Origin of the sequence: Phenylobacterium ferrooxidans (assembly GCF_042714595.1) — a bacterium.
Lineage (GTDB): Bacteria > Pseudomonadota > Alphaproteobacteria > Caulobacterales > Caulobacteraceae > Phenylobacterium > Phenylobacterium ferrooxidans.
The window spans coordinates 1-23,897 of sequence record NZ_JAOTJD010000037.1 but is presented as its reverse complement, the minus strand read 5'-3'; the positions used below and the strand labels follow the sequence as shown (position 1 = coordinate 23,897).

The 23,897-nt window shown below is 68.7% G+C and carries 25 protein-coding genes; 4 read left to right on the top strand and 21 right to left on the bottom strand.

Going from position 1 to position 23,897, the window contains the following annotated elements; genetic code table 11:
- Positions 1-61: 61 nt before the first annotated feature.
- From yaaA to OCL97_RS17055, 4 genes are read right to left on the bottom strand one after another with little or no spacing between them, the layout of a single operon-like run.
- Positions 62-868, bottom strand: a complete 807-nt coding sequence (yaaA, locus tag OCL97_RS17070; RefSeq protein WP_377371045.1) for a peroxide stress protein YaaA — start codon at positions 866-868, stop codon at positions 62-64.
- Between the two features lie 6 nt (positions 869-874).
- Positions 875-2,284 carry an FAD-binding oxidoreductase gene (locus OCL97_RS17065; protein WP_377371044.1) on the bottom strand — a complete coding sequence of 470 codons (1,410 nt, stop codon included), beginning with the start codon at positions 2,282-2,284 and terminating at the stop codon, positions 875-877.
- A 25-nt stretch (positions 2,285-2,309) separates the two neighbouring features.
- Positions 2,310-3,197, bottom strand: coding sequence for an L-threonylcarbamoyladenylate synthase (locus OCL97_RS17060; protein WP_377371068.1), 888 nt, complete (start codon positions 3,195-3,197; stop codon positions 2,310-2,312).
- 17 nt (positions 3,198-3,214) lie between these two features.
- On the bottom strand, positions 3,215-3,376 hold the full coding sequence (locus OCL97_RS17055) for a hypothetical protein (RefSeq protein WP_377371070.1): 162 nt from the start codon (positions 3,374-3,376) through the stop codon (positions 3,215-3,217).
- A 100-nt stretch (positions 3,377-3,476) separates the two neighbouring features.
- On the opposite strand from OCL97_RS17055, the gene OCL97_RS17050 reads away from it, so the two are divergent.
- Positions 3,477-5,219 (top strand): acyl-CoA dehydrogenase, encoded by a 1,743-nt coding sequence (locus OCL97_RS17050; protein ID WP_377371043.1) that lies wholly within the window; start codon positions 3,477-3,479, stop codon positions 5,217-5,219.
- Positions 5,220-5,248: 29 nt separating this feature from the next.
- On the opposite strand, the gene OCL97_RS17045 is transcribed toward OCL97_RS17050, so the two are convergent.
- From OCL97_RS17045 to OCL97_RS17030, 4 genes are all read right to left on the bottom strand, one after another.
- Positions 5,249-5,782 carry a GNAT family N-acetyltransferase gene (locus OCL97_RS17045; RefSeq protein WP_377371042.1) on the bottom strand — a complete coding sequence of 178 codons (534 nt, stop codon included), beginning with the start codon at positions 5,780-5,782 and terminating at the stop codon, positions 5,249-5,251.
- Between the two features lie 296 nt (positions 5,783-6,078).
- Positions 6,079-6,720 carry an NrsF family protein gene (locus tag OCL97_RS17040; RefSeq protein ID WP_377371041.1) on the bottom strand — a complete coding sequence of 214 codons (642 nt, stop codon included), beginning with the start codon at positions 6,718-6,720 and terminating at the stop codon, positions 6,079-6,081.
- The gene (locus OCL97_RS17035; RefSeq protein WP_377371040.1) at positions 6,710-7,255 is read right to left on the bottom strand and encodes a sigma-70 family RNA polymerase sigma factor; all 546 of its coding nucleotides are present in this window, start codon (positions 7,253-7,255) and stop codon (positions 6,710-6,712) included. The genes OCL97_RS17040 and OCL97_RS17035 overlap by 11 nt, the downstream gene beginning before the upstream one ends.
- A gap of 68 nt (positions 7,256-7,323) precedes the next feature.
- Positions 7,324-8,508, bottom strand: coding sequence for an amidohydrolase family protein (locus tag OCL97_RS17030; protein ID WP_377371039.1), 1,185 nt, complete (start codon positions 8,506-8,508; stop codon positions 7,324-7,326).
- Positions 8,509-8,522: 14 nt separating this feature from the next.
- Between OCL97_RS17030 and OCL97_RS17025 the strand changes: the two genes are divergently transcribed.
- A complete protein-coding gene (locus tag OCL97_RS17025) occupies positions 8,523-9,119 on the top strand; it encodes a DNA-3-methyladenine glycosylase (protein ID WP_377371038.1) in 597 nt (198 codons plus the stop codon).
- A 6-nt stretch (positions 9,120-9,125) separates the two neighbouring features.
- Here OCL97_RS17025 and OCL97_RS17020 read toward each other — a convergent pair whose 3' ends face one another.
- Positions 9,126-9,608 (bottom strand): peroxiredoxin, encoded by a 483-nt coding sequence (locus OCL97_RS17020; protein ID WP_305337935.1) that lies wholly within the window; start codon positions 9,606-9,608, stop codon positions 9,126-9,128.
- Positions 9,609-9,722: 114 nt separating this feature from the next.
- Between OCL97_RS17020 and OCL97_RS17015 the strand changes: the two genes are divergently transcribed.
- The gene (locus tag OCL97_RS17015; RefSeq protein ID WP_377371037.1) at positions 9,723-10,289 is read left to right on the top strand and encodes a YqgE/AlgH family protein; all 567 of its coding nucleotides are present in this window, start codon (positions 9,723-9,725) and stop codon (positions 10,287-10,289) included.
- Positions 10,290-10,446: 157 nt separating this feature from the next.
- On the opposite strand, the gene OCL97_RS17010 is transcribed toward OCL97_RS17015, so the two are convergent.
- The 12 genes from OCL97_RS17010 to coxB all read right to left on the bottom strand — a co-directional run bounded on the left by OCL97_RS17010 (position 10,447) and on the right by coxB (position 21,957).
- On the bottom strand, positions 10,447-12,105 hold the full coding sequence (locus tag OCL97_RS17010; protein WP_377371036.1) for a putative bifunctional diguanylate cyclase/phosphodiesterase: 1,659 nt from the start codon (positions 12,103-12,105) through the stop codon (positions 10,447-10,449).
- A 29-nt stretch (positions 12,106-12,134) separates the two neighbouring features.
- Positions 12,135-12,746, bottom strand: coding sequence for a GNAT family N-acetyltransferase (locus tag OCL97_RS17005; protein WP_304777497.1), 612 nt, complete (start codon positions 12,744-12,746; stop codon positions 12,135-12,137).
- Between the two features lie 40 nt (positions 12,747-12,786).
- Positions 12,787-14,049 (bottom strand): M16 family metallopeptidase, encoded by a 1,263-nt coding sequence (locus OCL97_RS17000; RefSeq protein WP_377371067.1) that lies wholly within the window; start codon positions 14,047-14,049, stop codon positions 12,787-12,789.
- Positions 14,049-15,440, bottom strand: a complete 1,392-nt coding sequence (gene thrC / locus OCL97_RS16995) for a threonine synthase (RefSeq protein ID WP_377371035.1) — start codon at positions 15,438-15,440, stop codon at positions 14,049-14,051. The genes OCL97_RS17000 and thrC overlap by 1 nt, the downstream gene beginning before the upstream one ends.
- Positions 15,440-16,180: an SURF1 family protein gene (locus tag OCL97_RS16990; RefSeq protein WP_377371034.1), complete on the bottom strand. Its 741-nt coding sequence runs from the start codon at positions 16,178-16,180 to the stop codon at positions 15,440-15,442. Before OCL97_RS16990 ends, thrC begins: the two co-directional genes overlap by 1 nt.
- Positions 16,164-16,529: a DUF983 domain-containing protein gene (locus tag OCL97_RS16985; protein ID WP_304777503.1), complete on the bottom strand. Its 366-nt coding sequence runs from the start codon at positions 16,527-16,529 to the stop codon at positions 16,164-16,166. The genes OCL97_RS16990 and OCL97_RS16985 overlap by 17 nt, the downstream gene beginning before the upstream one ends.
- 4 nt (positions 16,530-16,533) lie before the next feature.
- On the bottom strand, positions 16,534-17,412 hold the full coding sequence (locus OCL97_RS16980) for a cytochrome c oxidase subunit 3 (RefSeq protein WP_377371033.1): 879 nt from the start codon (positions 17,410-17,412) through the stop codon (positions 16,534-16,536).
- A gap of 73 nt (positions 17,413-17,485) precedes the next feature.
- Positions 17,486-18,112 carry a cytochrome c oxidase assembly protein gene (locus OCL97_RS16975; RefSeq protein WP_304777506.1) on the bottom strand — a complete coding sequence of 209 codons (627 nt, stop codon included), beginning with the start codon at positions 18,110-18,112 and terminating at the stop codon, positions 17,486-17,488.
- Positions 18,105-18,251, bottom strand: coding sequence for a hypothetical protein (locus OCL97_RS16970; RefSeq protein ID WP_377371032.1), 147 nt, complete (start codon positions 18,249-18,251; stop codon positions 18,105-18,107). The genes OCL97_RS16975 and OCL97_RS16970 overlap by 8 nt, the downstream gene beginning before the upstream one ends.
- Positions 18,251-19,219 carry a heme o synthase gene (cyoE, locus tag OCL97_RS16965; protein ID WP_304777510.1) on the bottom strand — a complete coding sequence of 323 codons (969 nt, stop codon included), beginning with the start codon at positions 19,217-19,219 and terminating at the stop codon, positions 18,251-18,253. The genes OCL97_RS16970 and cyoE overlap by 1 nt, the downstream gene beginning before the upstream one ends.
- Before the next feature lie 81 nt (positions 19,220-19,300).
- On the bottom strand, positions 19,301-20,959 hold the full coding sequence (gene ctaD / locus OCL97_RS16960) for a cytochrome c oxidase subunit I (RefSeq protein WP_377371031.1): 1,659 nt from the start codon (positions 20,957-20,959) through the stop codon (positions 19,301-19,303).
- Positions 20,960-20,976: 17 nt separating this feature from the next.
- A complete protein-coding gene (coxB, locus tag OCL97_RS16955; protein ID WP_377371030.1) occupies positions 20,977-21,957 on the bottom strand; it encodes a cytochrome c oxidase subunit II in 981 nt (326 codons plus the stop codon).
- 359 nt (positions 21,958-22,316) lie between these two features.
- Between coxB and tldD the strand changes: the two genes are divergently transcribed.
- A complete protein-coding gene (gene tldD / locus OCL97_RS16950; protein WP_310540449.1) occupies positions 22,317-23,759 on the top strand; it encodes a metalloprotease TldD in 1,443 nt (480 codons plus the stop codon).
- Positions 23,760-23,897: the final 138 nt, after the last annotated feature.

The window sequence follows — 23,897 nt, the reverse complement described above, 5'->3', positions numbered from 1 at the left end:
TTCTCCCTGACGGAAGCCATACTGCTCCCTAGAAAGAACATCCGGCGCGCCGGACCCTGCGTCAAGCGTCGGCGGCGGCCTTGGCCTTGGCGCTCATCAGCGGCGGTTGCGGGCGGGAGAAGACCCACTCGCTGTCGGTGGAGGCGTGGGCCTGGAACCGGTAGCCGTCGATGTCGAAAGCCTTGAGGTCGGCCGCCTTGGTGATGCGGTGGTCGACGGCGTAGCGGGCCAGGGCCCCGCGGGCCCGCTTGGCGAAGAAGCTGATCACCCGGGACTCGCCGTCCTTCTCCTCCACGAAGCGCACATTCACCACCGGCAAGGTCAGGGCCGACCGGTCCACGACGCCGAAATATTCCTGGCTGGCGCAGTTCACCAGGGTCTGATCCTTGTGACCGGCGGCCTGGGCGTTCAGGGCCTTGGCGACCTTGTCGCCCCAGAAGGCGTAGAGGCTGGGACCGCGCTTGGTCTTCAGCCGCGTCCCCATTTCAAGCCGATAGGGCTGGATGCCGTCGAGGGGCCGCAGCAGGCCATAGAGACCCGACAGGATGCGGACGTGATCCTGGGCGAAGGCCAGGGCCTTCTTGTCCAGTTCCCGAGCCTTGAAGCCCATATAGACGTCGCCATTGAAGGCGAAGGCGGCCTGCAGCCCCTCCTCCATGGCCGGATCAAAGGCCTGGAAGCGGTCGCGGTTCAGCTTGGCGAGGTTGTCGGACAGGCCCATCAACCGCTTCACCTGCGCCACGGTCAGCTTGCGGGTGGTCTCAGACAGCAGGGCGATGTCCTCGCCCATCTCCGGCGTGGTCATCGGCAGGGGCTTGTCCGGCGCGGCGAAGTTCATCGCCTTGGCGGGGGACAGGACAATCAGCATGGCGGCTCAGAAGAAGACGCGGGGGTTCATGATCCGCTTGGGGTCCAGGCTTTGCCGGATCGCGCTCAGCGCCGCAACCTCCACCGGGCTCTTGTAGCGCCGGGCCTCCTCGGTCTTCATCGCGCCCAGGCCGTGCTCGGCGGAGATCGAGCCGCCCATGGCCGCGGCGATGTCGTGCACCATCCGCGACCCCTCGTTGCGCTTGGCCGAGTGGGCGGCGTCGTCGCCCCCGTCCGGGCGGATGACGTCATAGTGGATATTGCCGTCGCCGACGTGACCAAAGGCGGTGATCCGGCAGCCCGGCGCGAAGGCCTCCATGGCCGCGGTCGCCTGCCCGATGAACTTGGCCACCTGACTGACGGGGACGGAGATGTCGTGTTTCCAGGTCGCCCCCTCAGGCTTCTGCCCCGGCGACTGGTTCTCCCGCACCGACCAGAAGGCCTTGGCCTGGGCCTCGCTCTGGGCGATGGCGGCGTCGAGGATCAGGGCGTCCTCCAGGGCCTTGCCCAGCAGCCGCTCCATGGCCGATTCCGCCGCGCCGGGCTCGCCCGAGGCGATCTCGATCAGCACGTACCAGGGATAGGCCCGGTGCAGCGGGTCGCGCTGGCCCGCGATATTCTTCAGCACGAACTCGACCCCGCGCCGGCCCATCAGTTCAAAGGCCTCCACCGCTCCGCCGGCCTCTTCCTTGGCCCGCACCAGCAGCTGGATCGCCACCTCCGGCGACTCCACCGCCGCCACCGCCGTGGCGCGGCTGGCCAGGATCGGGAACAGCTTCAGGCTGGCGGCGGTGACCACCCCCAGGGTCCCCTCCCCGCCGATGAACAGCTGCTTCAGATCATAGCCGGTGTTGTCCTTGCGCAGCCGTTTCAGGCCGTTCCAGATCTCGCCATTGGGCAGGACGGCCTCGATCCCCAACACCAGATCGCGGGTGTTGCCATAGCGCAGCACCGCCGTGCCCCCGGCGTTGGTCGACACGATGCCGCCGATGGTGGCGGTGCCCTCCGAGGCCAGGCCCATGGGGAAGCGCCGGCGCACCTTCAGCGCCGCCTCGTGCACGGCGGCGAGCGTCACCCCGGCCTCGGCCACGATCACATCGTCAAAGGCGTCCACGTCGCGGATCGTCGAAAGCCGCTCGGTGGAAAGCAGGATTTCGCCCTGCGGAATCTGGCCGCCCACCAGGCCGGTATTGCCGCCCTGGGTGGTGATCGGCACGCCCGCCTCATGGCAGACGCCGACGATGGCCGAGACGTCGGCCGTGGTCCTCGGCAGGGCCAGGAAGGGGGTCGTCCCCTTCCAGCGGTCGCGCCATTCCAGCAGCTTGGGCGCCAGGCGCTCGGGATCCTGGCTCCACCCGCCCTCACCGAGCACGGCCTTCAGGCGGGACAGGACATCGGCGGGAACGGAGATGGTCATGACGTCCAGCCTACTCCCGATGGCCCTAGCCGACAAAGCCCGCGGCGCGGATCAGGCGGTCGTTGATGGCCTCGCCCAGGCCCTGCGTCGGGATCGGCGCGACGGCGATGGCGGCAGGCTTGGTGCGATCGGCGGCGCGCAGATAGGCGAAGAGATTGGCGGCGGCCTCTCGCAGGTCGCCTGACGCACTGAGGTTCAGGACATTGCCGGTGGCCGTGGTGGGTCCAAAAGCCAGATAGGCCTCGCCCGCCTCCGGCGCACCGACGTTCAGCCGCACGGGAGCCTCGGGCGAATAGTGCCGCGCCAGGCGGCCCGGCGAGCGCTTGGCGTCGTCCTCCGCCTCGGCCAGCCGCCCGACCACGGCCTCGATCTCAGCCCGCGTCACCGACCCGGGCCGCAACAGGCGCGGCTGATCCAGCAGGGCGACGACGGTGGATTCCAGGCCGACAGCGCACGGACCGCCGTCGAGACCGGCCGCCGCCTTGTCCCCTGTCTCGTCCATGGCGTCGGCATAGGTGGTGGGGCTGGGCCGTCCCGAGCGGTTGGCCGAGGGCGCCACCACCGGACCGCCGAACCGCGCCAGCAGTTGGCGGGCCAGGGGATGGGCGGGCACGCGGATCGCCACCGTCTCCAGCCCCGCGCGCGCCAGATCGCAGACCGCAGTGTCGGCCGCGATGGGCAGGACGAGGGTCAGAGGCCCAGGCCAGAAGGCGGTCGCCAGCTTCCGCGCCCGGTCGTCGAACACCGCCAGCCGCTCGGCGGTGGCGAGGTCGGCCACATGGCTGATCAGGGGATTGAAGCGCGGCCGACCCTTGGCCTCATAGATGGCGGCGACGGCGGCGGGATTGGCCGCGTCGGCGGCGAGGCCGTAGACGGTCTCGGTGGGCAGGATCACCAGCGACCCGGCGCGCAGGGCCGCGACGGCGGCGTCTAGCGCGTCGCCGTGAGCTGTACGCTCACCGTCACCTGAGCTGGAATCTGATCGGTCGCCTGCCACTCGCCCTGCCCCACGCCGAAGGCGGTCCGGTCGAGGGTGGTTACACCGCTCATGCGCGCCTTGTCGCCGTCGATCTTCAGGGTGGAAGGCGGCAAGCGACCTATAGTCGGCTCGGATCTCCTGGCTGTGGCGCCCACGCCTTGGCGCATCCCGGGCGTCGGGGTAGACAGCCAGCCTACCTCTCAGGAGCCGCCCATGACCTTCCGCGCCCCGGTTCGCGATCTCGCCTTCGCGCTCAAGACGGTGGGTCACTCGGCCCTGATGTCCCAAGCCTTCCCGGACCTGGACGAGGACACCGTGGTGGCTGTGCTGGAGGCCGCCGGGTCCTTCACCGAGAGCGAGCTCGCGCCGCTCAATCGCAAGGGCGACACCGAGGGCGCCAAGTACGCCAACGGCAAGGTCACCGCCGCACCCGGCTTCGCCGCCGCCTACCAGGCCTTCGTCGCGGGCGGCTGGAATTCCCTGTCGGCCGATCCGGAACATGGCGGCCAGGGCCTGACCGGGGCGCTGGGCCTGGCGGTGTTCGAGATGGTGCACGCCGCCAACATGGCCTTCGGCCTCTGCCCCATGCTGACCCAGGGGGCCATCGAGGCGCTCGCCCTGCACGGCACCGAGCGGCAGAAGCGGCTGGTCTTGCCCAAGCTGGTCTCCGGCGAGTGGACCGGCACCATGAACCTAACCGAGCCCCAGGCAGGCTCGGATCTCGCCGCCGTCGCCACCCGCGCCGAGCCGGACGGCCAGGGCGGCTACCGCCTGCACGGCCAGAAGATCTTCATCACCTGGGGCGACCACGACGCCGCCGACAACATCTGCCACCTGGTCCTGGCCCGCCTGCCCGACGCCCCGCCCGGCGTGAAGGGCATCAGCCTGTTCCTGGCCACCAAGCGGCTGGTGGACGAGGACGGCGCCCTCGGCGACCCCAACGACCTGCGGGCGGGCTCCATCGAGCACAAGCTGGGCATCCACGGCTCGCCCACCTGCGTCATGCTGTTCGAGGGCGCCCAGGCCGAGCTGGTGGGGGAGCTGAACAACGGCATCGCCCACATGTTCGTCATGATGAACGCCGCCCGCCTGCAGGTGGGTGTCCAGGGCGTGGCCATCGCCGAGCGCGCCTTCCAGCAGGCCCTGGCCTTCTCGCAGGAACGCAAGCAAGGCCGCGCCGCCTGGGCGCCCGACGGCGCCATCTACGGCCACCCGGACATCCGCCGCTCGCTGCTCCTGATGAAGGCCAAGATCGAGGCCGCCCGCGCCATCTGCCTGTCGACCGGTGTGCTCAACGACGTCGCGCGCCTGGCCACCGACGAGGCCGCCCGCGCCGTGGCCAAGGCCCGCGCCGAGCTCTTCACCCCCATCGCCAAGGCCTGGTCCACCGATGTGGGCGTGGAGGTCGCCTCCATGGGGGTGCAGATCCACGGCGGCATGGGCTTCATCGAGGAGACCGGCGCAGCCCAGCACTACCGCGACGCCCGCATCGCCCCGATCTACGAGGGCACCAACGGCATCCAGGCCATCGACCTGGTGGGTCGCAAGGCGCCAATGGAGAACGGCGGGGTGATGGACGCCCTGGCCGCCGAGATGCACGACACGGCGCGGACTCTCGCGGGGTCGCCAGGTCTGGAGGCCGTCGGCGCCCGCCTGGAAGCCGGGGTCGCGGCCCTGGAACGCGCCACAGACTGGATCCTGGCCAACAAGGGCCCGAACGCGCTGTCGGGCGCCACACCCTATCTGAAGCTGGCCGGCGACGTGCTGGGCGGCTGGATGCTGGGCCTCCAGGCGCTCGCCCTCGTGGACGCCACCGACGACTGGTCGATGAGCAAGGCGGCCCTGGCCCGCGTCTATGCCGCCCAGGTTCTGGCCCAGGCCCCGGGCCTCGCTGAAGGCGTCATGGAAGGCGCCGCCGACTACGAAGCGGTCAGCGCCCACGCCCTGGGGGGGTAAGGCGTGAACTCATAGATTCGGCGGGGCCATCACGGCCCGTCGAATGCGGGATGGAAGCTGGCGTCCCCCTTTGCGGGAGGGCCCTTCAGAACCAGGTGCTGGAAGTACCGATTGGGTCGGCCCTGATAGGTGAGCGCGGGGTCGCTGAGGAAACCGAAGCGGCGGTAGTAGTCCGGGTTTCCCAGCAGCACGCATCCCGCGGCGCTCAAGTCTCTCAGGCGATCCAATCCGGTGGCGATCAGGGCGCTGCCGACGCCTTGCCGTTGCAGCCGTGGCGCGACCGAGACGGGCCCGAGCCCGTACCAGTCGCCCGGTTGGTCGTCGATGCGCACAGGGGAGAAGGCGATATGGCCCACCAACTCGCCCTCGGCGGTCAGCGCGACAAGGGAGAGGGTCAGGGCCCCGGCCTCGCGCAGGGCGTCGATGACGCGGGCTTCATCGCCGTCGCTGAACGGCATGGGCGCGAACGCCGCGGTGGTGAGTTGGCTGATCTCGCGCGCGTCGCCGGGACGCTCGGGTTCAATTCGCAGGCTTTCGGAACCCTGCGGGGGGATCGTGTTCAACGCGGAAATCCTTCAACGGGCATGACGCAGCAATGCGGCCGCGGCTTCCGCGGTCGCGATGGAGGCTGGCGACGCCGCGCGGAGCACGGCGTCAGGGTCACGCAATCGTTGACATGGTAGGAGGCTACGGAGTCGCCTTGGGATGGTCAACGGCGGGCTGGGCGATGGGTGGGTAAGATTTAGAGGAACCACGAACCTCACGAACGGCACGAACAATAGGTGTCATCCCGGACCGCGAAGCGCCGCCGTGCTCTTGTTCGTGTCGTTCGTGAGGTTCGTGGTTCGATAAGACGGCCTCACCACCGCAGCAGCCTGCGCCCCGCCAGCGCCCCCAGCAGGGCCACGAAGGCCATGCCCGCCGTGTACCAGAGGGCCACGAAGGCCGCGGCGCTCTCGTTGCAGTGGAAGGCGTAGATCCAGGCGCCCATGGCCCCGGCGCAGCCGCCGGCCACGAAGCCCGACAGCACCAGCCGGGTGGGCGCCAGGCCCCGCAGCGCCCAGACCGCGCCGGCGAAGATCGGCAGGCTGAGGATGGCGATGCGCCAGGGGCAGACCTCGGCGGAATCCCCCATCAACATGCCGTGGGCGATCACCGGATCGGCATTGGCCAGCCGCCAGACCGCCATGCCGCCCACCAGGGCGAAGGGCGCCGCCAGGGCCCAGGCCAGCGAGCCTACCCCGCCCCCCGGCCGCGCCACCCGGATCAGGGCGGCGATCAGCACCGCCGAGCAGGCCAGGGTGTAGGCGAACTTCATCCAGAACATCGTCCCGGTCATGGCGTCCATCAGATCGGACCGCACCCCCAGCCAGAGGATCATCAGCAGGGCGGAGAAAAAGGCCCCGCTGCCAAGGCCGATCAGGACGCGCCGCGTCACCCACCAGGGGGGCGTGGGCTCCAGGTTGGCCGTCAACCGATCGATCAGGTCGTCAGTCTTCACGCGCGCCTCCGAACCTGGCGGTCAGCGCCTTCAGGCCCCGATGCACAGCCACCTTCACCGCCGTCTCGGAGAGCCCATGCTTCTCGGCGGCCTCGCGAGTGGACAGCCCTTCCACCTTCACGTCGCGGATCAGGGCGCGGGTCCGGGCCGACACCTGCTCCAGCACGCGGTCGAGGTCACGCTTGACCACCAGGTCCTCGGCGCCGCCGTCGGTGAACAGGCCATCGGCCGTCTCCAGCGGCGAGGAGGGACGCACCTTCATGCGCCGCAGATGGTCGATCATCTTGTAGCGCGCGATAGCGTAGGCCCAGGCGGTGAAGGGCTGCTGCGGGTCATAGGTGGCGCGACGGGTATGCACGGCGATCAGGGTTTCCTGGACAAGGTCTTCGGCCTCCGGCGTCCCGAAGCCCAGCCGCCGGGCGTAGTAGCGGCGCAGCAGCCGGCCCAGCTCGGCCAGCAAGGCGCGATGCGCCGCGGCGTCGCCGGCCAGGCCGGCGAGCATCAAGGCCCGCAGTCGCGCTTCGGTCTGGTCCACGTGTCGTCTCAGGTACGCAGGGCCGGGAGGATTGGTTACGCCAGCCTAGCGGCGCCTGAGGCCCCGGCCTACTCCGCCGCCATCAGCGCCGGATGGTCGCGCAGGGCGGGGTCCAGCCCCTTGCCCATCAGGTCGATGAAGTTGTCGCGGTAGAAGCCGCGCTTGGCCGTATCCGTGCAGCCTTCAAGCGCGTCGTTGAACCGCTTGAGCGGATTGCGGCCGCCCTCGACGTGCGGGAAGTCCGAGGAGAACAGGCACATCTCCGGTCCGGAATTGGCGATGATCCAGGCGGTGTCTTCATGCGGATAGGGCGTGACGCGCAGCTGGCGGCGCAGGATCTCGCTGGGCTTGGCTGACAGCTTCTGCAGCCGCTCCTCCTTGCCGAACGCCGCCGCGCCCGAGTCCATGAACCGCATCAGGCTGGGCAGCCAGGACGCCCCCAGTTCGATGGCCCCGAACTTCAGCTTGGGGAAGCGGTCGAAGACGCCGTCGATCACCAGGGCCGACAGGGTCTGCCAGACCGACAGCGGGATCGCCATGAAGGTGAGCGACGTGAAGTTCTCCGCCCCGCCATGGAAGTCCAGCACCCGCTCGCCGCCGTTCTCCAGATAGGCCTCGTGCATCTTCTCCTCGCCGCCGACGTGGAACAGGATCGGCACGCCCGCCTCCTGGGCCACCGCCCACAGCCGATCCAGAGCGGCATGGCTCGGCGAATGGCGCGGTGGATGGCGCGAGGGGATGACCAGGCCCTTGCAGCCCATCTCGATGGCCTCGCGGGCGATATCGGCGGCCCGGTCGAGATCCACTAGGGTGACATAGCCGGTGGCGAGCAGGCGGCGGTCCACCGAGCAGAAGTCGGTCATCATGCGGTTGTGAGCCCGGGCGCCGGCGACGGCGAGTTCGACCTCGCCCATCTCCTCCAGCCCGTAGTTGCCGAGCGCCGCGGTGGTGAAGACCAGCTGGCTGGTGAAGCCCAGCATGTCCAGGGCGCGGGGGCGATCGATGTTGCGGAACGACCCCATCGCCTGGAAGTTCTTGCGCAGCAGCAGGTTGGCTTCGTCGCCGGCCCGGAACTCCGGATCGTCATGCAGCGCCTGGGCCTTGGCCGACCATTCGACGAGGGTGTTCTTCTTGGCGGTCTTGGCCGCGAATTCCTCGCGTAGCCCCGCCTCGACATAGGGGAGAATGGCCCCGGGAAGCTCCATCACATGACTGTCGGCGTCATGGATGGTCTGGCCCTCAACATAAGGCATGGCGTTCTTCCCTGATGAGTTCTTTTCTTGACCCCAGTTCGGACCCAAGCGAACCCGGCGTCAAGCTGTTCGCGCGCCACCCGGCCGACGTGGCGCGGGACCTGATCGGCATGATCCTCACCGTGGACGGGGTCGGCGGACGCATCGTCGAGACCGAGGCCTATCACCACGAGGACCCGGCCTCGCACACCTTCAATGGGCCGACGCCGCGCAACGCCGCCATGTTCGGACCCGTCGGCCGGGCCTATGTCTACCGCTCCTACGGCCTGCACTGGTGCCTGAACTTCGTCTGCGGCGACACGCCGGGCAGCGCCGTGCTGATCCGTGCGCTGGAGCCGATGAGCGGCCTCGAACAGATGCGTGAGCGGCGCGGCGCCGATGCCGCGCGCCTGCTCTGCGCCGGGCCGGGACGCCTGTGCCAGGCCCTGGCCATCTCCCGCGAGCACGACGAGGCGCCGCTGGACAAGCCACCCTTCGCCCTGGAGCCGTCGATGCAGGATTGGGAGATCGTGGTGGGCCCGCGCATCGGCCTCACCAAGGGAGTGCAGACCCCCTGGCGCTTCGGTCTGGCCGGCTCGAAATTCCTGAGCCGGCCATTCCCGAAGGCGTAGGTGGTCCTAGAGCTGGGCCAGCAGGTAGTCGGCGGCCGAGACCTTGAATTCGCCAGGCGCCTCGACGTTCAGCTCCTTCACCACACCGTCCTCGACGATCATGGAATAGCGTTGCGAGCGCAGGCCCAGGCCGAACTTGGAGCCGTCCATGTCCAGGCCGACGGCCTTGGTGAAGTCGCCGGCCGGATCGGCGATCATCTGCATGGTGTCCAGGACGCCCTGGTTCTCACCCCAGGCCTTCATGACGAAGGCGTCGTTCACCGACAGGCAGACGATGGCGTCGACGCCCTTGCCCTTGATGTCGCCGGCCAGGTCCTTGTAGCCGGGCACATGCTTGGCCGAGCAGGTGGGGGTGAAGGCGCCGGGGACGGCGAAGAAGGCCACCTTCTTGCCGCCGAAGATCTCGTCGGTGGTGGTGGGCTTGGGACCCTCGGCGGTTCCGGCGATGAGGTTGGCGCTGGGCAGCTTGTCGCCGACTTTGATGGTCATGGTCTTCTCCCGTGATGGCGTTGGAAACCAGATACCCCCGCTCGGCCGGGGTTCAACGCAGAACTTCTGGGGTCGAGACTTGAAAGCGCCGCGTTCACCTTCAAACTAGGGGCGATGGATGACGCCTCTTTCCTCCGCGGCCAGCTGTTGATCGCCATGCCGGGCATCGGCGATCCGCGCTTCGAGCGCGCCCTGGTGCTGATCTGCGCCCATGACGAGACCCATGCCATGGGCATCGCGGTGAACCGGCCCGTGGAGGGCCTCACCGTGCCCGACCTGCTGAAGCGCCTGGACGTGAAGTCGCAGATCGAGATTCCGCCCGACCTGGTGCTGATCGGCGGCCCGGTGCAGCGTGAGCGCGGTTTTGTGGTCCACACCGATGACTACAGCGCCGGGGATCACAGCATCGAGCTGGGGGGCGGGGTCGCCCTGACCCCCACCCGCGAGGCGCTCGAGGCGATGGGCGCCGAGGATCACCCCCGCCGCGCCCTGCTGGCGCTGGGCTATGCCGGCTGGGGCGCGGGCCAACTGGAGTATGAGATCCGCGAGAACGTCTGGCTCACCTGCCCCGCCGACGAGGCCCTGATCTTCGACCCCGACTATGATCGCAAATGGACCAAGGCCCTGGCCAAGCTCGGCGTGGACGCCAGTCTGCTGACGGCCGAGGCGGGCCGGGCTTAAGATCCTCCCCCAGCGCGGAGCGCGATGTGGGGGAGGTGGACCACGTCGTGGACGCGGGACGGAGGGGGATCGACGTAGTCGACCGCTAGGCCCAAACGAGAGTCAAAGTCCCCCTCAGTCAGCTTCGCTGACAGCTCCCCCAGAGGGGGAGCATCTATCAGCCCCGCGCCTTCACCGGCGCCGCGCCGTCCACATAGCTTTCATTGAGATAGACCTCGGCCTCCTGGGCCGACAGGGCCGGCGCATAGCCGAAGCCCTGGCCGTAGTCGCAGCCGACCGCCAGCAGGGCCTTGGCCATCTGGGCGTTCTCGACGCCCTCGGCCACCACTTCGAGGGCCAGGTCCTGGCCCAGCTTCACCACCGACGAGACGATCTTGGCCGAGCCCTCGTTGGTGGCCATGGTGCGCACGAAGTAGCGGTCGATCTTCAGGGTGTCGAAGGGCAGCCGGGTCAGGTAGCTGAGCGACGAGAAGCCGGTGCCGAAATCGTCCAGGGCCAGGGCCGCGCCGGCCTCCCGCAGGTTGCCCAGGATCACGGCGGCCCGGTCGGGGTCGCGCATGACGTCGCCCTCGGTGACCTCCAGCTTCAGCGCGCCCGGCGGCAGGCCGGTGTCGCGGCGGATGCGCATGACGTCGGCCACCAGGTCGGGCCGGTCGATCTCGCCGGTGGAAAGGTTCACCGCCACGGTCAGCTCGCCGGCGGCCCGGTGGTTGTTGCGCCAGACGGCCAGCTGCTCGGCGGCCTGACGCATCATCAGGGCCCCCAGTTCGCTCATCAGCCCCATCTCGTCGCAAAGCGGCAGGAACTGGTCCGGGGTCAGCAGGCCACGGCGCGGGTGCTTCCAGCGCACCAGGGCCTCGAAACCCGACAGCGCCCCGGTCGAAAGGCGCACGATGGGCTGGTAGTAGGCGGTCAGCTCGCCGCGTCCGATGGCGCCACGCAGGTCGCTCTCGAGAGCCAGGCGCGAGAGGCCGTCGGTCTCCATGGTGCGGCCATAGGCGGCCCCGCCGCCGCGGCCGTTGCTCTTGGCCGACTCCACGGCGAGCTCGGCCCGGCGCAACAGTTCGGCGGCCTCAGGCGCCTCGTCGCCACCCATCGCCTCGACAGCGCCGATGGACAGGGTGGGATGGATATCGAAACCCGCGACCCGCAGGGGCTGCTCCAAGGCCTTGCGCAAGGTCTCGCCGGCGCTGATGGCGCGGATGGGGGTCAGCAGGGCGAACTCGTCCTCGCCGATGCGGGCCATCAGCACGCCGGGCGGGAAGGCCGCGGCCATCCGCGATCCGAGCGCGGCCAGCACCAGGTCGGCGCGCTCGTGACCCAGCGCCTCGTTCAGGCGGCGCAGGCGGTCGAGGTCGGCCACCACCAGTTCGTGGACGCCCGGGGTCTGTAGCCGCTCCCGGGCCTGGGCGATGAAACTCTTGCGGTCCAGCAGGCCGGTCAGCTTGTCGACGTCGGAGGCGGCGAACTTGGTTTCCGGCGCCACGACGCCAGCGGCGCGCAGCCCCTCCTCCAGCCAGACGCCACGCCATATGCAGATCCCGCCGGCGCGCATCCGCAGGCGCACGGCGATCTCGCTGCCCGGCTCCTGCACGCGCAGGACTTCCTCGGCCAGGGCCCGGTCCTGGGGCATGGCGAGCGCACGCATGGCGGCGGAGGAACATTCAGGCGCCAGGGGGCCAAGCCCCAGGGCGCGCGACGCGCCGGTGATGCGCAGCCGGTCGCGCTCCGGCTCCCACAGCCAAAGGGCCACGTCGGCGGCGCCCAACGCTTCAAGCGTCGTCGTGGCGTCCCAGATCCAACGGTCGTTCGGCATCGCCTCGACTAACTCTGGTCACGCGCCGGCTAGACCGACACTCCCTGATCAGGCTCCAGAGCCGCGCGAAGCGGCGAGACAAGCCCGAACAGGACATGATCTCGCCAAACGCCGTTAATTTTTAAATAAGCCTTGGCATATCCCTCCTCGGCGAACCCGGCCCGGCTGAGCAGTTTGCGGCTAGGTTCGTTGGTGGGGAGGCAGGCGGCTTCCAGGCGATGCAGGGCCAGGGTGCGGAAGGAAAACAGGGTGAGCGCCCGGACGGCGGCCAGGGTTTGTCCTTGCCGGGCAAAGGCTTGGCCGCACCAGTAGCCCACCGAGCCCATCTGGGCGACGCCCCGGCGGACGTTGGACAGGGTGATGCCGCCGGTCAGGGCCTCGTCGCTCGAGCGGAAAACGAAGAACGGATAGGCCGTTCCGGCTTCACGATCCCGGGCGTAGGCCGTCAGTCTGCGTCGGAAGGCCGCGCGGCTGAGATCATCGGCGGGCCAGGTCGGCTCCCACGGCTGCAGGAAATCCCGCGAGGCCGCCCGCAGTTCGCGCCAGGCCTCGAAGTCGGCGTTGCGGGCCGGCCGCAGGAAGACCCCCTCGCCCTCCACGCGTAGGCCGCTTTCCGGCGCGATCCAGTCCAGCAGGGCCATGGAGCGAGGGTCGGACCTGGAGCGGGGGCCGTCAAGCTCTCTACCCGAACAGCGCCTTCTGGAAAGCGTCTGCGGCCTTCAGGGCGGGCCTGGGTCCCAGCACGCTGACCGCCGCCTTGCCGGGCGCCAGCAGCAAGGCGCCCAGACGGGCGAGATCGGCGGCCTCGACCGCGTCGATCTGCTCTGCGATCTGGCCCGTGGAAAGCAGGTGGCCGAACAGCAGCACCTGGCCTGCAGCCTGTTCGCTCCGCGACTGCAGGGACTCGCGCGCCATGAACATGCCGGCCTTCAGCTGGGCCTTGGCGCGGGCGAGTTCGGCCGGCTCGACGCTCTCGGCCAGGCCCTGGATCTCACCGGCCGCGACCTTGGCCAGTTCGGCGGCGTCCTTGGCCGCGCAGCCGGCGAACACGCCCAGCACCCCGGTGTCGGCGTAGGTCTCGGAATAGGCGTCCACGGTATAGGCCAGACCCCGCTTCTCGCGGGCCTCCTGGAACAGCCGCGAGGCCATGCCGCCGCCGAGGATTTCGGCGAACAGGCGCAAGGGGAAGTAGTCGTCGTGCCGAACACCCACGGCGGGCAACAGGAAGACGAGGTTCGCCTGCTCCAGCGACTTGGGCGCCGTCTCGGTCCCGCCGGTGAAGAGGGCCGGCGCGGCGTCGGGGATCGGGGCGCCGACGGCTCCGCCGAAGTCTCGCTCGGCGAGCTTCAGCACCTCGTCCTCGGTGACCGCGCCCGACGCCGAGAAGATCAGGGTCTCAGGCGCGTAGAGCGCCGCGCGCCAGTCGGCCAGCGTCGCCTGGGTGGCTGGCGCGATGGAGGCGTCGGTGCCGAGAATCGAACGGCCCAGCGGCTGGCCCGTAAACGCCGCCCCCTGGGCCATCTCGAACACCACGTCGTCGGGGGTGTCGGTGGCCTCGGCGATCTCCTGGCCCACCACCTGTTTCTCGCGGGTCAGGTCACCCGGCTCGATCACCGGCCGCTGGATCAGGTCAGCCAGCACTGCCGAGCCGAGATCCAGGCCGCCGGCCAGGGCGCGGATCTGGAAGCTGGTGCGCTCATAGCCGGTGGCCGCGTTGATCGAACCGCCCTGGGCCTCCACCACCTCGACGATCTCTCGGGCGGAACGGTCGCCCGCCCCCTTGAAGACCATGTGTTCGAGCAGGTGGGACCAGCCTGAGCGGGCCTCGTCCTCGAACCGCGCGCCGCGACCGGCGACGACGGACAGGGCCACGGTCTCAAGACCCGGGACCGGGTCGCAGACGACGCGGACGCCGTTGGAGAGGGTATGAAGCGTGGCCAGGATCAGCTTTCCGCGAAGGCCCTGACATAGGCCTTGATGGTGTCGGCGTCGGCCGGAAGGCGGTCGAAGCGCTCGGCCTTGCCGGCCAGGTTCTGGGCGCTGCGCGGCAGGTTCGGGGTCTCGCCGCAGGCGGCGCTGACAGCTTCCGGGAACTTGGCCGCATGCGCGGTGGACAGCACGACGATGGGGTCGGTGGTCCCCCGCGCCCGGCGGAAGGCGGCCATGCCCACGGCGGTGTGGGGATCGATCAGCTCACCGGTCTCGTTCAGGGTCGCCACGATGGAGCCGCTGGTCTCGCGCTCGTTGATGGAAACGCCCACGAAGGTCTCGCGCATCATGGCCAGGGCGCCCGGCGGGATGTCGATCACCCCGGTGTCGCCGAAGGCCTTGAAGGCCCGCATGGTCTCGACGCCGTCGCGGCGCACGGCCTCGAAATACAGCCGCTCGAAGTTGGAGGCCGACTGGATGTCCATGGCCGGCGACTGGGTCTGGGCCACAGCGCCGCGGCTGTAGCGGCCGTCCTGGAAGGCGCGCGCCAGGATGTCGTTGGAATTGGTGGCCACCAGGATCTTGGAGATCGGCAGGCCCATGCGCTTGGCCATGAAGCCCGCGAAGCCGTCGCCGAAATTGCCCGAGGGGACGGCGAAGGCCACCGGCCGGTGCGGGGCGCCGATGGCGACGGCGCTGGTGAAATAGTAGACCGACTGGGCGACGATGCGGGCGAAGTTGATGGAGTTCACCGCCGACAGGCCCACCGACTGTTTCAGGCCCTGGTCGGAGAGCGCGTCCTTCAGGATCGCCTGGCAGTCGTCGAAGGTGCCGGAGACCGCCACGCAGCGGACATTGTCCTCGCCGGCCGTCGTCATGAAGCGGCGCTGCACCTCGCTGATGCGGCCATCGGGGAACATGGCGACGATGCGGGTGTTGGCGCGGCCGCGGAAGGCCTCCACCGCCGCTCCGCCGGTGTCGCCCGAGGTGGCGCAGAGGATGGTCTGGGTGCGCTTCTGGGCGCCCAGCACATGGTCGCTGATCCTGGCCAGCAATTGCATGGCCACGTCCTTGAACGCCAGGCTCGGCCCGTGGAACAGCTCGGCCAGGAAGCCGCCCGGATAGAGCTGCTTGACCGGGACCACGGCGGCGTGGGTGAAGGTCGCGTAGGCCTCGGCGCACATCTCGGCCAGGACGTCGCGGGGGATCTCGTCGCCCACGAAGCGGGCCAGGATCTCGGTGGCCACGTGGGCGTAGGGCTTGCCGGCGAAGGCGGCGATCTCGCTGTGGGTCAGGCTCGGCCATTCCTCCGGGACATAGAGGCCGCCGTCGGGGGCGAGGCCCGCCAGGATCGCATCGACAAAGCCGACCGAGGGCGACTGCCCCCGCGTTGAAACGTACCGCATCAAGCCTTCCACCATCGCCAGAGCATGGCGGCATAGACGGCGACCAAGGCGCCCGCAAGGCCGAACCAGGTCAGGGCGTATTCGAGATGGCGGTTGGGAATCTCCGCTGGAAGCGGCTCGGGCTTCAGGGCCTGCCAGGCGGGGTTGGAACTGGTCTCCGCCGCCAGCATGATCGGGGCCGGCGCCGGCGCCTTGAGCTGCGCGGCCATGGCCGGGATGTCGCGGGAGTACCAGTGATTGCCCGCCACGTCGTTGGCCGGGGTCACGAAGGTCGCCTCGTCGGGCGCGCGCAGGACGCCCACCAGGCTGACCGGCGTCCGGTCCTCGGGATCCACCGGCGGTCGCGCCGAGATGATGTCGGACACGAAGCCACGGTCGACGAGAATGCTGCGGTATCTGGCGCTCTCCACCGCGCAGGCCGAGATCAGCCGCAGGCCGGCCCCGGTCTCGCGGACCGAATAGAGCTCCAGATAGGGGGCGGCCCCCAGGCCCGGGCATTCCACCTTCACCCGGATGAAGTCCCCCTGCCCGCCCCGCGCCAGGCCGTCGAGGATCGGACCGAGGGGTTGGGCCGGCGCGGCCTGCAAGGCCTCGATACGCGCCAGCAGGCTGTTCTTCCAGGCCAGGCGCTGCATCTGCCAGGAGCCGAGCCAGATCAGTATGCCCGCCGCGACCAGGGTTGCGAGGGTCAGGGCGAGGGGGAAGGCCTTGCGGGGGGTGGGGTCAGTCCTGTCCGTCATGCCGCGCCTCGGACGCCCGATTGGCGAACTGCGCCGCCAGCATGAGCCCCTTCATCGGCCGCAGGAGGCCGAGGCAGAGGAACAGGGTCAGGGGCAGCCAGATGATCATGGTCAGCCAGACCGGCGGATCAAAGGAGAACTGGGTGAAGAGCGCGCCGAAGCAGGCCAGGAAGCCCGCGATCAGGATCACGAAGACGGCCGGACCGTCGCCGCTGTCGGCCTTGGCCAGATCGTAGCCGCACGCCTCGCAGCGCGCGGCCACTGTCAGGAAGCCTGAGAAGAGAGGTCCTTCTCCGCAGTTGGGGCAGCGGCCCGCGAGCCCCGCCAGCAGCGGATTGTGACCTCTCATCGGGTTAGTGGGCGCCAGCCGCTCCGCCGAACACGACGTAGATGAAGGCGAACAGGAACAGCCAGACCACGTCCACGAAGTGCCAGTACCAGGCGGCGGCCTCGAAGCCGAAGTGCTGCTTCTGGGTCAGGCCGGTGCCCATCATCCGGATCAGGCAGACCGTCAGGAAGATGGTGCCGATCAGGACGTGGAAGCCGTGGAAGCCGGTGGCCATGAAGAAGGACGAGCCGTAGAGGCCGGCGTTGGTGGCCGCTTCGCTGAAGAAGTACTTGTGATCCAGGATGTGCTTGTACTCGTAGGCCTGGATGGCGGTGAAGATCGCGCCCAGCGCGATGGTCAGGGCCAGGCCGATCTTGGCGCCCTTGCGGTCGCCGGTCTGCAGCGCGTGGTGGCTCCAGGTGACGGTCGTGCCCGAGAGCAGCAGGGTCAGCGTGTTGACCAGGGGCAGGTTCCAGGCCGGGACCAGCTCGACGCCGGCCGGCGGCCAGGTGGCCCAGGCCGTGCGGACTTCCTCGATGGAGGAGAGCGTCCGGGCCTCGTGGAACAGGGCCATCTCGAAGAAGATCCAGAACCAGGCCACGAAGAACATCACTTCCGAAGCGATGAACATGATCATGCCGTAGCGCAGGCCGATGGAGACGACAGGGGTGTGGTCGCCGGCGTTGGCTTCCTTCACCACGTCCATCCACCAGCCGAGCATGGTGTAGAGCACGCCGCCGAGGCCCGCATAGAAGACCCACGGGGTGCCTTCGGGCAGGCCGAACAGGCCCTTCATCCAGACCACGGCGCCGAGCGCCATCACCGTCGCGGAGATGGACCCGACCAGGGGCCAGGGACTGGGATTCACCAGGTGGTAGTCGTGCTTGACGTCGCCGGCAGACATAATCGGTCCTAACCCCTCTCAAATCTCAAAGCCCTGGGCGCCTCTCCGCTGCCCAAGGCCGTCGTAACCGAGGCTATAGCCCCGCCGTGGTGTGTCCGCCAAGGGCCGAACCGACCTTGGCCTGCGATGCATCGGCGCGCCGGCTGGCCTTCTCCGCGTCCACGGACGGGAAGAAGGTGTAGGACAGCGTCACCTCAGGCTTGCCCTTGGTCTCGAAGTCGTCGGCATATTTCGGATCGACGAAGTAAACCACGGGAAACTCAATGGTTTTTCCGGGACCGATCGTCTGGTCCGAGAAGCAGAAGCATTCGAGCTTCTGGAAGTAGGCGCCGGCCGACTCCGGAACCACATTGTACAGGGCCCGGCCGGTCATCGGCGTGTCGCCGTTATTCGTGACCTTGAAATAGGCGAGACCGGTCTCGCCGATTCGCACCGACTGGCGGGTCTGCTCGGCGGTGAAGGTCCAGGGCAGTTCGCGGACATTGGTGTCGAACCGGATCACCAGCTGCTTTTCCAGGATCGTGTCGGGGGCGCGATCAGCCTTGCGCACCACACCGTCGAAGCCGGTCAGTTGGCAGAAGGCCTTGTAGAGCGGCACCGCCGCGAAGGAGGCCCCGACCATGCCGAGGAAGCCGATCGCGCAGATGGCTCCGAGGTTGCGGTTGCGGCGCGCCTGGGGCGAGAGGGGCGGCTTAGCCATTGCCTGTACTGGCCCCCAGACGCACGATGGTCACCACGAAGACCAGGACCATGAACAGCGCCAGGCCGAGGGCGAGCGCGATATTGCGGCCGCGGCGCGCCTTGGCGTCGATGGGGCCTTCGTTCTGCGGGTCGCTCATCAAAAACCTCCGAAGGCGGGCAGGTCGAGAAGGTGCTCGGCCAGCAGGGTGGCGAACAGCAGGGTCAGGTAGAGAATCGAGAAGGCGAAGAGGTTGCGCGCATCCTTGGCCGCGGCCTTGACGTCATAGAGGCCGTCGTCCTGGCGCGGATCGGCGGCGTCGCCGGCCCGGCTCTTGAACACCCGCCAGGCCAGGATCAGGAAGATCAGCCCCCCGCCGGCGGCCACCGCCAGATAGGTCAGGCCGCCGAGGCCGGTGAAGGCCGGGACCAGGCAGAGTGGGGTGAACAGCAGGCTGTAGATGAGGATCTGCTTGCGGGTCGACTTCGCGCCGGCCACCACCGGCATCATCGGCACGCCGGCCTTCTCGTAATCCTCGCTGGTGTAGAGCGACAGCGCCCAGAAATGGGGCGGGGTCCACATGAAGATGATGGCGCACAGCAGCCAGGCGTTCAGCGGGACCGTGCCGGTGGCCGCGGCCCAGCCGATCACCGGCGGCAGGGCGCCGGCCAGGCCGCCGATGACGATGTTCTGCGGCGTCGAGCGCTTCAGCCACATCGTATAGACGACCGCGTAGAAGAGGATGGTGAAGGCCAGCAGGCCGGCGGCCAGCCAGTTCACGGTCATGCCCAGCAGCATGGTGGAGAACAGCGACAACACGACCCCCAGCGTCAGGGCGTCGGCGCCCTGGACCCGGCCGGCCGGCACCGGCCGACCGCGGGTGCGGCGCATCTTGGCGTCGATATCCGCGTCGAACCACATGTTCAGCGAGGCCGAGGCGCCCGCCCCCACGGCGATGCAGAGGATCGCGATGGCGCCCAGGATCGGGTTGATGGCGGCGTCGGCGCAGACCATGCCGGTGATGGCGGTGAACACCACGAGCGACATCACCCGCGGCTTCAACAGCTGCAGGAAGTCCTGCCAGCGCGCGGGAGCGCGGCTTGTCGGAAGGGCTGACGACATCGTCATGGTTCTACTCTCATACGTCGAGGGGCGCGCGCCGGATGTTCCAGCCCGCGCCCCTCTTAAGTCTTTGGTGAGCGCGGCGCGTCAGTGCGCGTCGGGCTTGATCACCGGCAGTTCGTTGAACTGGTGGAACGGCGGCGGCGAGGACAGGGTCCACTCCAGCGTCGTGGCGCCTTCGCCCCAGGGATTGGCCTCGGCCTTGCGGCGCGAGAGGGCGGCTTCCGCCAGCAGCAGCAGGAAGATCACCACACCGCCGGCCGTGACCAGGTAGCCGATCGTCGAAACCTGGTTCCAGAGGGTGAAGGCCTCCGGATAGTCCACGTAGCGGCGGGGCATGCCCTGCAGGCCGAGGAAATGCTGCGGGAAGAAGATCAGGTTCACGCCCACGAAGGTCACCCAGAAGTGCAGGGCGCCGAGCCATTCGCGGTACTTCACGCCCCAGATCTTCTCGAACCAGTAGTAGAAGCCCGCGAAGATCGCGAACACGGCGCCGAGGCTGAGCACGTAGTGGAAGTGGGCCACGACGTAATAGGTGTCGTGCAGGCTGTAGTCGATGCCCGCATTGGCCAGCACCACGCCGGTCACGCCGCCGACGGTGAACAGGAAGATGAAGCCCATCGCCCACAACATGGGCGTCTTGAAGTCGATGGAGCCGCCCCACATGGTGGCGATCCAGGAGAACACCTTCACCCCGGTCGGCACGGCGATGACCATGGTCGCGGCCACGAAGTAGGCGCGCAGATTGATGGTCATGCCCACGGTGTACATGTGGTGCGCCCACACGACGAAGCCGATGAAGCCGATGGCCACCATGGCGTAGGCCATGGCGAGGTAGCCGAAGACCGGCTTCTTGGAGAAGGTCGACACGATGTGGCTGATCATGCCGAAGCCGGGCAGGATCAGGATGTACACTTCCGGGTGCCCGAAGAACCAGAACAGGTGCTGGTACATGATCGGGTCGCCGCCGCCGGCGGCGTCGAAGAAGTGGGTGTTAAAGTTGCGGTCGGTCAGCAGCATGGTGATCGCGCCGGCCAGGACGGGCAGCGAGAGCAGCAGCAGGAAGACCGTCACCAGGATCGACCAGACGAACAACGGCATACGGTGCAGGGTCATGCCCGGCGCGCGCATGTTGAAGATCGTGGTGATGAAGTTGATGGCGCCCAGGATCGAGCTGGCGCCGGCCAGGTGGACCGACAGGATGGCCAGGTCCATGGCCGGGCCGGTGTGGCCCGAGGTGGACAGCGGCGGATAGAGCGTCCAGCCGCCGCCGAAGCCCTTGCCGGGGCCGCCGTCGGTGAACATCGAGGTGAGCAGCAGCACCCAGGCCGCCACCAGCAGCCAGAAGGAGATGTTGTTCATCCGCGGGAACGCCATGTCCGGCGCGCCGATCATCAGCGGCACGAACCAGTTGCCGAACCCGCCGATCATGGCGGGCATGACCATGAAGAAGATCATGATCAGGGCGTGGGCGGTGACCACGGCGTTGTAGCCGTGCTTGGAGGCCTCGATCACCCCGAGCTGGTCCAGCAGCGAACCGGACGTGAAGACCTGGATCCCGGGCTCGTAGAGCTCCCAGCGGATCAGGCCCGACAACGCCCCGCCGACGATCCCCGCCATGATGGCGAAGAGCAGGTAGAGCGTGCCGATGTCCTTGTGGTTCGTCGACAGGAACCAGCGGGTGAAGAACCCCGGGATGTGTTGGTCGTGATCGTCGTGATGATCGTGAGCGGCGGCGTGTGCCATCGTACGCGTGTCCTAGATCAGAGCGCGGCCGGCGCCGCAGCGGGCGCGGGCGGCGTGGAAGTCGGCGCCGCCGCGGCCGGAGCCGGCGCGGCGGGGTTGTTGGGCGAGACAGGAGCCGGCGTGGTGGCCGAGACCGGAACCGCGGCGTCGCCGGCGGCCGGAGCCGCGGGCGCGGCGCCGACGGGCGAGCCGCCCTTGCTGGCGACCCAGGCGTCGAAGTCGGCCTGGCTCAGCACGTGGACCTCGATCGGCATGAAGGCGTGATCGACGCCGCACAGCTCGCGGCACTGGCCATAATAGACGCCCGGACGATCGGCCTTGAACCAGGTCTCATTGACCCGCCCCGGGACAGCGTCGGAGATCACCCCGAAGGAGGGGACGGCGAAGGCGTGGATCACGTCGGCGCCGGTCACCAGCACGCGGACGACCTGGTTCACCGGAACCACCAGGGGCTCGGTGGCCGCCAGGAGGTAGGGGACCTTCTTGGCCTTGGCCTCGTCCTCGGGAAGGATGTTGGAGACGAACTCACCGATCTTCTGGTCGGGATACTCGTAGCCCCAGTACCACTGATACCCCGTGGCCTTCACGGTCATGTAGGGCTTGGGCATGTCGTGGTAGGCGAACAGCAGCTTGAAGGAGAAGATCGAGATTCCCATGAGGATCAGGACCGGAAGCACGGTCCAGATGATCTCGATCGGCGTGTTGTGGCTCCACTTGGCCGGGACCGGGTTGGAGCGCTTGTTGTAGCGCACCACGACCCAGATCAGCAGGCCCAGCACGAACACGCAGATCGCCGTGATGATCGGCAACAGGACGATGTCGTGGAAGAATATGGCGTCGGCCCGCAGCGGGGTGACCCCCGGCTGCAGATTCATGCCGCCGGGCGTGGGCTGGCCCACGAGCTCCTCAGCCAGGGCCGAGAGGCCCCAGAACGCTGTCATCGCGCCCGCTGCGGCCCCGGCCGCCAGCGCTCGCATCCCTTGAAACCTTGACTTCATGTCCCCTCGGTCTGCTTGGCCGGCGGCGTCTCGTCGAAACGATCGCCCCCGCCGCCGTCATAGAGGTTCGCGCCCCGCAAACTCACGAGGCCCGACCCTTCAGCGGGGTGCATACGCGCTCGCTGACGCCTTGCCAAGGCGGTAGAGCCGCCTAGGGCGCGAGCATGGCGCGGCGGGGCGGAATCTTCGGTGGGCCAAGGCGCTTCGGACGATGTGACGCACGCCCCTCAGACCCGTGATCGCTGAACGGGCGACGCCCCCTTCGAAGCGCCGGAAAGGCGTGGTGGCGCGCGGTTTGGGGTGACGGACCGGCCTTGAGCCCCTATCTCTTGAGCCAAGTCAGTCAAGGCATAGCGCTCATGAACGCCCATTCCCCCGCCCCCTCTATCCTGGACTCCGCCGGTGTCTCTCCTGAGCGGGCCCGCGAAATCCTGGGGGACGCGCTGCAGGGCGCAGACGACGGCGAGCTGTTTGTCGAGCGCTCCGAGAGCGAATCGTTCCTGTTCGACGATGGCCGGCTGAAATCTGCGGCCTATGATTCCTCCGAGGGCTTCGGCCTGCGGGTGGTGGCGGGCGAGACCGCCGGCTACTCCCACTCCAGCGAGATCTCCGAGGCCTCCATTCGCCGGGCCGCGGCCTCGGCCTCCCTGGCCAAGCGCGGTTATGACGGCGTCTCAGGTTCTGATGAGGCGCCTCGCGCCACCAACACCAAGCTCTATGGCGAGGACGATCCCACCGCCTCGCCGGCCTTCTCCGAGAAGGTCGCCCTGCTGCAGGAGATCGACGCCTGGTGCCGGGCCCGCGATCCCCGGGTCGTCCAGGTCATGGCCTCGATGTCCGGCGAGCGCCGCACGGTGGAGATCCTGCGCGCCGACGGCCGGCTGATCCGTGACGTGCGGCCGCTGTCGCGCATCAATGTCCAGGTGACCGTCGAGAAGGATGGCCGCCGCGAGAATGGCTTCACGGGCGCCGGTGGCCGCGCCGGCTTCGAGAACTGGATCAGCGCCGCCAACTGGCAGGAGCAGGCCGAGGAGGCGCTGCGCCAGGCCCTGATGAACCTGGACGCCGTTCCCTGCCCGGCCGGCGAGATGGACGTGGTGCTGGGCGCCGGCTGGAACGGCATCCTGCTGCACGAGGCCGTCGGCCACGGCCTGGAGGGCGACTTCAACCGCAAGGGCACCTCGGCCTTCGCCGGCCGCATCGGCGAGCAGGTGGCCGCCCGGGGCGTCACCGTCTTCGACGACGGCTCCCTGCCCGGCCGCCGCGGCTCCCTCACGGTCGACGACGAGGGCACCCCCACCGAGCGCACCGTCCTGATCGAGGACGGGATCCTGGTGGGCTACATGCACGACCGCATGAGCGCCCGCCTCATGGGCATGAAGGCCGGCGGCAACGGCCGCCGCCAGTCCTACGCCCACATGCCCATGCCGCGGATGACCAACACCGGCATGGACAACGGCAAGACCGACACCCCGCGCGCCGAGATGATCGAGGCCACCAAGCGCGGCCTCTACTGCGCCAACTTCGGCGGCGGCCAGGTGGACATCACCAACGGCAAGTTCGTCTTCCAGTGCACCGAGGCCTACCTGATCGAGGACGGCAAGATCACCAGCCCGGTGAAGGGCGCGACCCTGATCGGCGACGGTCCCTCGGCCCTGACCCGCGTCACCATGATCGGCAACGACTTCGACTTCGACCCCGGCGTCGGCGTCTGCGGCAAGTCGGGACAAAGCGTCCCGGTGGGGGTCGGCCAGCCCTCGCTGAAGATCACCGGCCTGACCGTCGGCGGGACCAGCGTCTAGGGCGTGTGTACTCATAAAATTCGGCGAGGTCCGCTATAGGCCTCGGCGCCAATGCCCGCATTCGACCGAGGCCGTGGAAAAACGTGAGTTCCGGTCTCGGCTTGGTTGGCCCGGCGGAGTTGATTGATCGAGTTCCGC

Bases quoted from the DNA above. Each gene is read 5' to 3' on its own strand.
- OCL97_RS16975 (WP_304777506.1), bottom strand. From the start codon at position 18,112: ATGGCTAAGCCGCCCCTCTCGCCCCAGGCGCGCCGCAACCGCAACCTC.
- coxB (WP_377371030.1), bottom strand. From the start codon at position 21,957: ATGAAGTCAAGGTTTCAAGGGATGCGAGCGCTGGCGGCCGGGGCCGCA.
- OCL97_RS16980 (WP_377371033.1), bottom strand. From the start codon at position 17,412: ATGTCTGCCGGCGACGTCAAGCACGACTACCACCTGGTGAATCCCAGT.
- OCL97_RS17025 (WP_377371038.1), top strand. From the start codon at position 8,523: ATGAGTTCTTTTCTTGACCCCAGTTCGGACCCAAGCGAACCCGGCGTC.
- OCL97_RS17020 (WP_305337935.1), bottom strand. From the start codon at position 9,608: ATGACCATCAAAGTCGGCGACAAGCTGCCCAGCGCCAACCTCATCGCC.
- OCL97_RS16985 (WP_304777503.1), bottom strand. From the start codon at position 16,529: ATGAGAGGTCACAATCCGCTGCTGGCGGGGCTCGCGGGCCGCTGCCCC.
- OCL97_RS17030 (WP_377371039.1), bottom strand. From the start codon at position 8,508: ATGCCTTATGTTGAGGGCCAGACCATCCATGACGCCGACAGTCATGTG.
- cyoE (WP_304777510.1), bottom strand. From the start codon at position 19,219: ATGACGATGTCGTCAGCCCTTCCGACAAGCCGCGCTCCCGCGCGCTGG.
- OCL97_RS17065 (WP_377371044.1), bottom strand. From the start codon at position 2,284: ATGACCATCTCCGTTCCCGCCGATGTCCTGTCCCGCCTGAAGGCCGTG.
- OCL97_RS16990 (WP_377371034.1), bottom strand. From the start codon at position 16,180: ATGACGGACAGGACTGACCCCACCCCCCGCAAGGCCTTCCCCCTCGCC.
- ctaD (WP_377371031.1), bottom strand. From the start codon at position 20,959: ATGGCACACGCCGCCGCTCACGATCATCACGACGATCACGACCAACAC.
- yaaA (WP_377371045.1), bottom strand. From the start codon at position 868: ATGCTGATTGTCCTGTCCCCCGCCAAGGCGATGAACTTCGCCGCGCCG.
- OCL97_RS17050 (WP_377371043.1), top strand. From the start codon at position 3,477: ATGACCTTCCGCGCCCCGGTTCGCGATCTCGCCTTCGCGCTCAAGACG.
- OCL97_RS17015 (WP_377371037.1), top strand. From the start codon at position 9,723: ATGGATGACGCCTCTTTCCTCCGCGGCCAGCTGTTGATCGCCATGCCG.
- tldD (WP_310540449.1), top strand. From the start codon at position 22,317: ATGAACGCCCATTCCCCCGCCCCCTCTATCCTGGACTCCGCCGGTGTC.
- OCL97_RS17010 (WP_377371036.1), bottom strand. From the start codon at position 12,105: ATGCCGAACGACCGTTGGATCTGGGACGCCACGACGACGCTTGAAGCG.
- OCL97_RS17005 (WP_304777497.1), bottom strand. From the start codon at position 12,746: ATGGCCCTGCTGGACTGGATCGCGCCGGAAAGCGGCCTACGCGTGGAG.
- OCL97_RS16970 (WP_377371032.1), bottom strand. From the start codon at position 18,251: ATGAGCGACCCGCAGAACGAAGGCCCCATCGACGCCAAGGCGCGCCGC.
- thrC (WP_377371035.1), bottom strand. From the start codon at position 15,440: ATGCGGTACGTTTCAACGCGGGGGCAGTCGCCCTCGGTCGGCTTTGTC.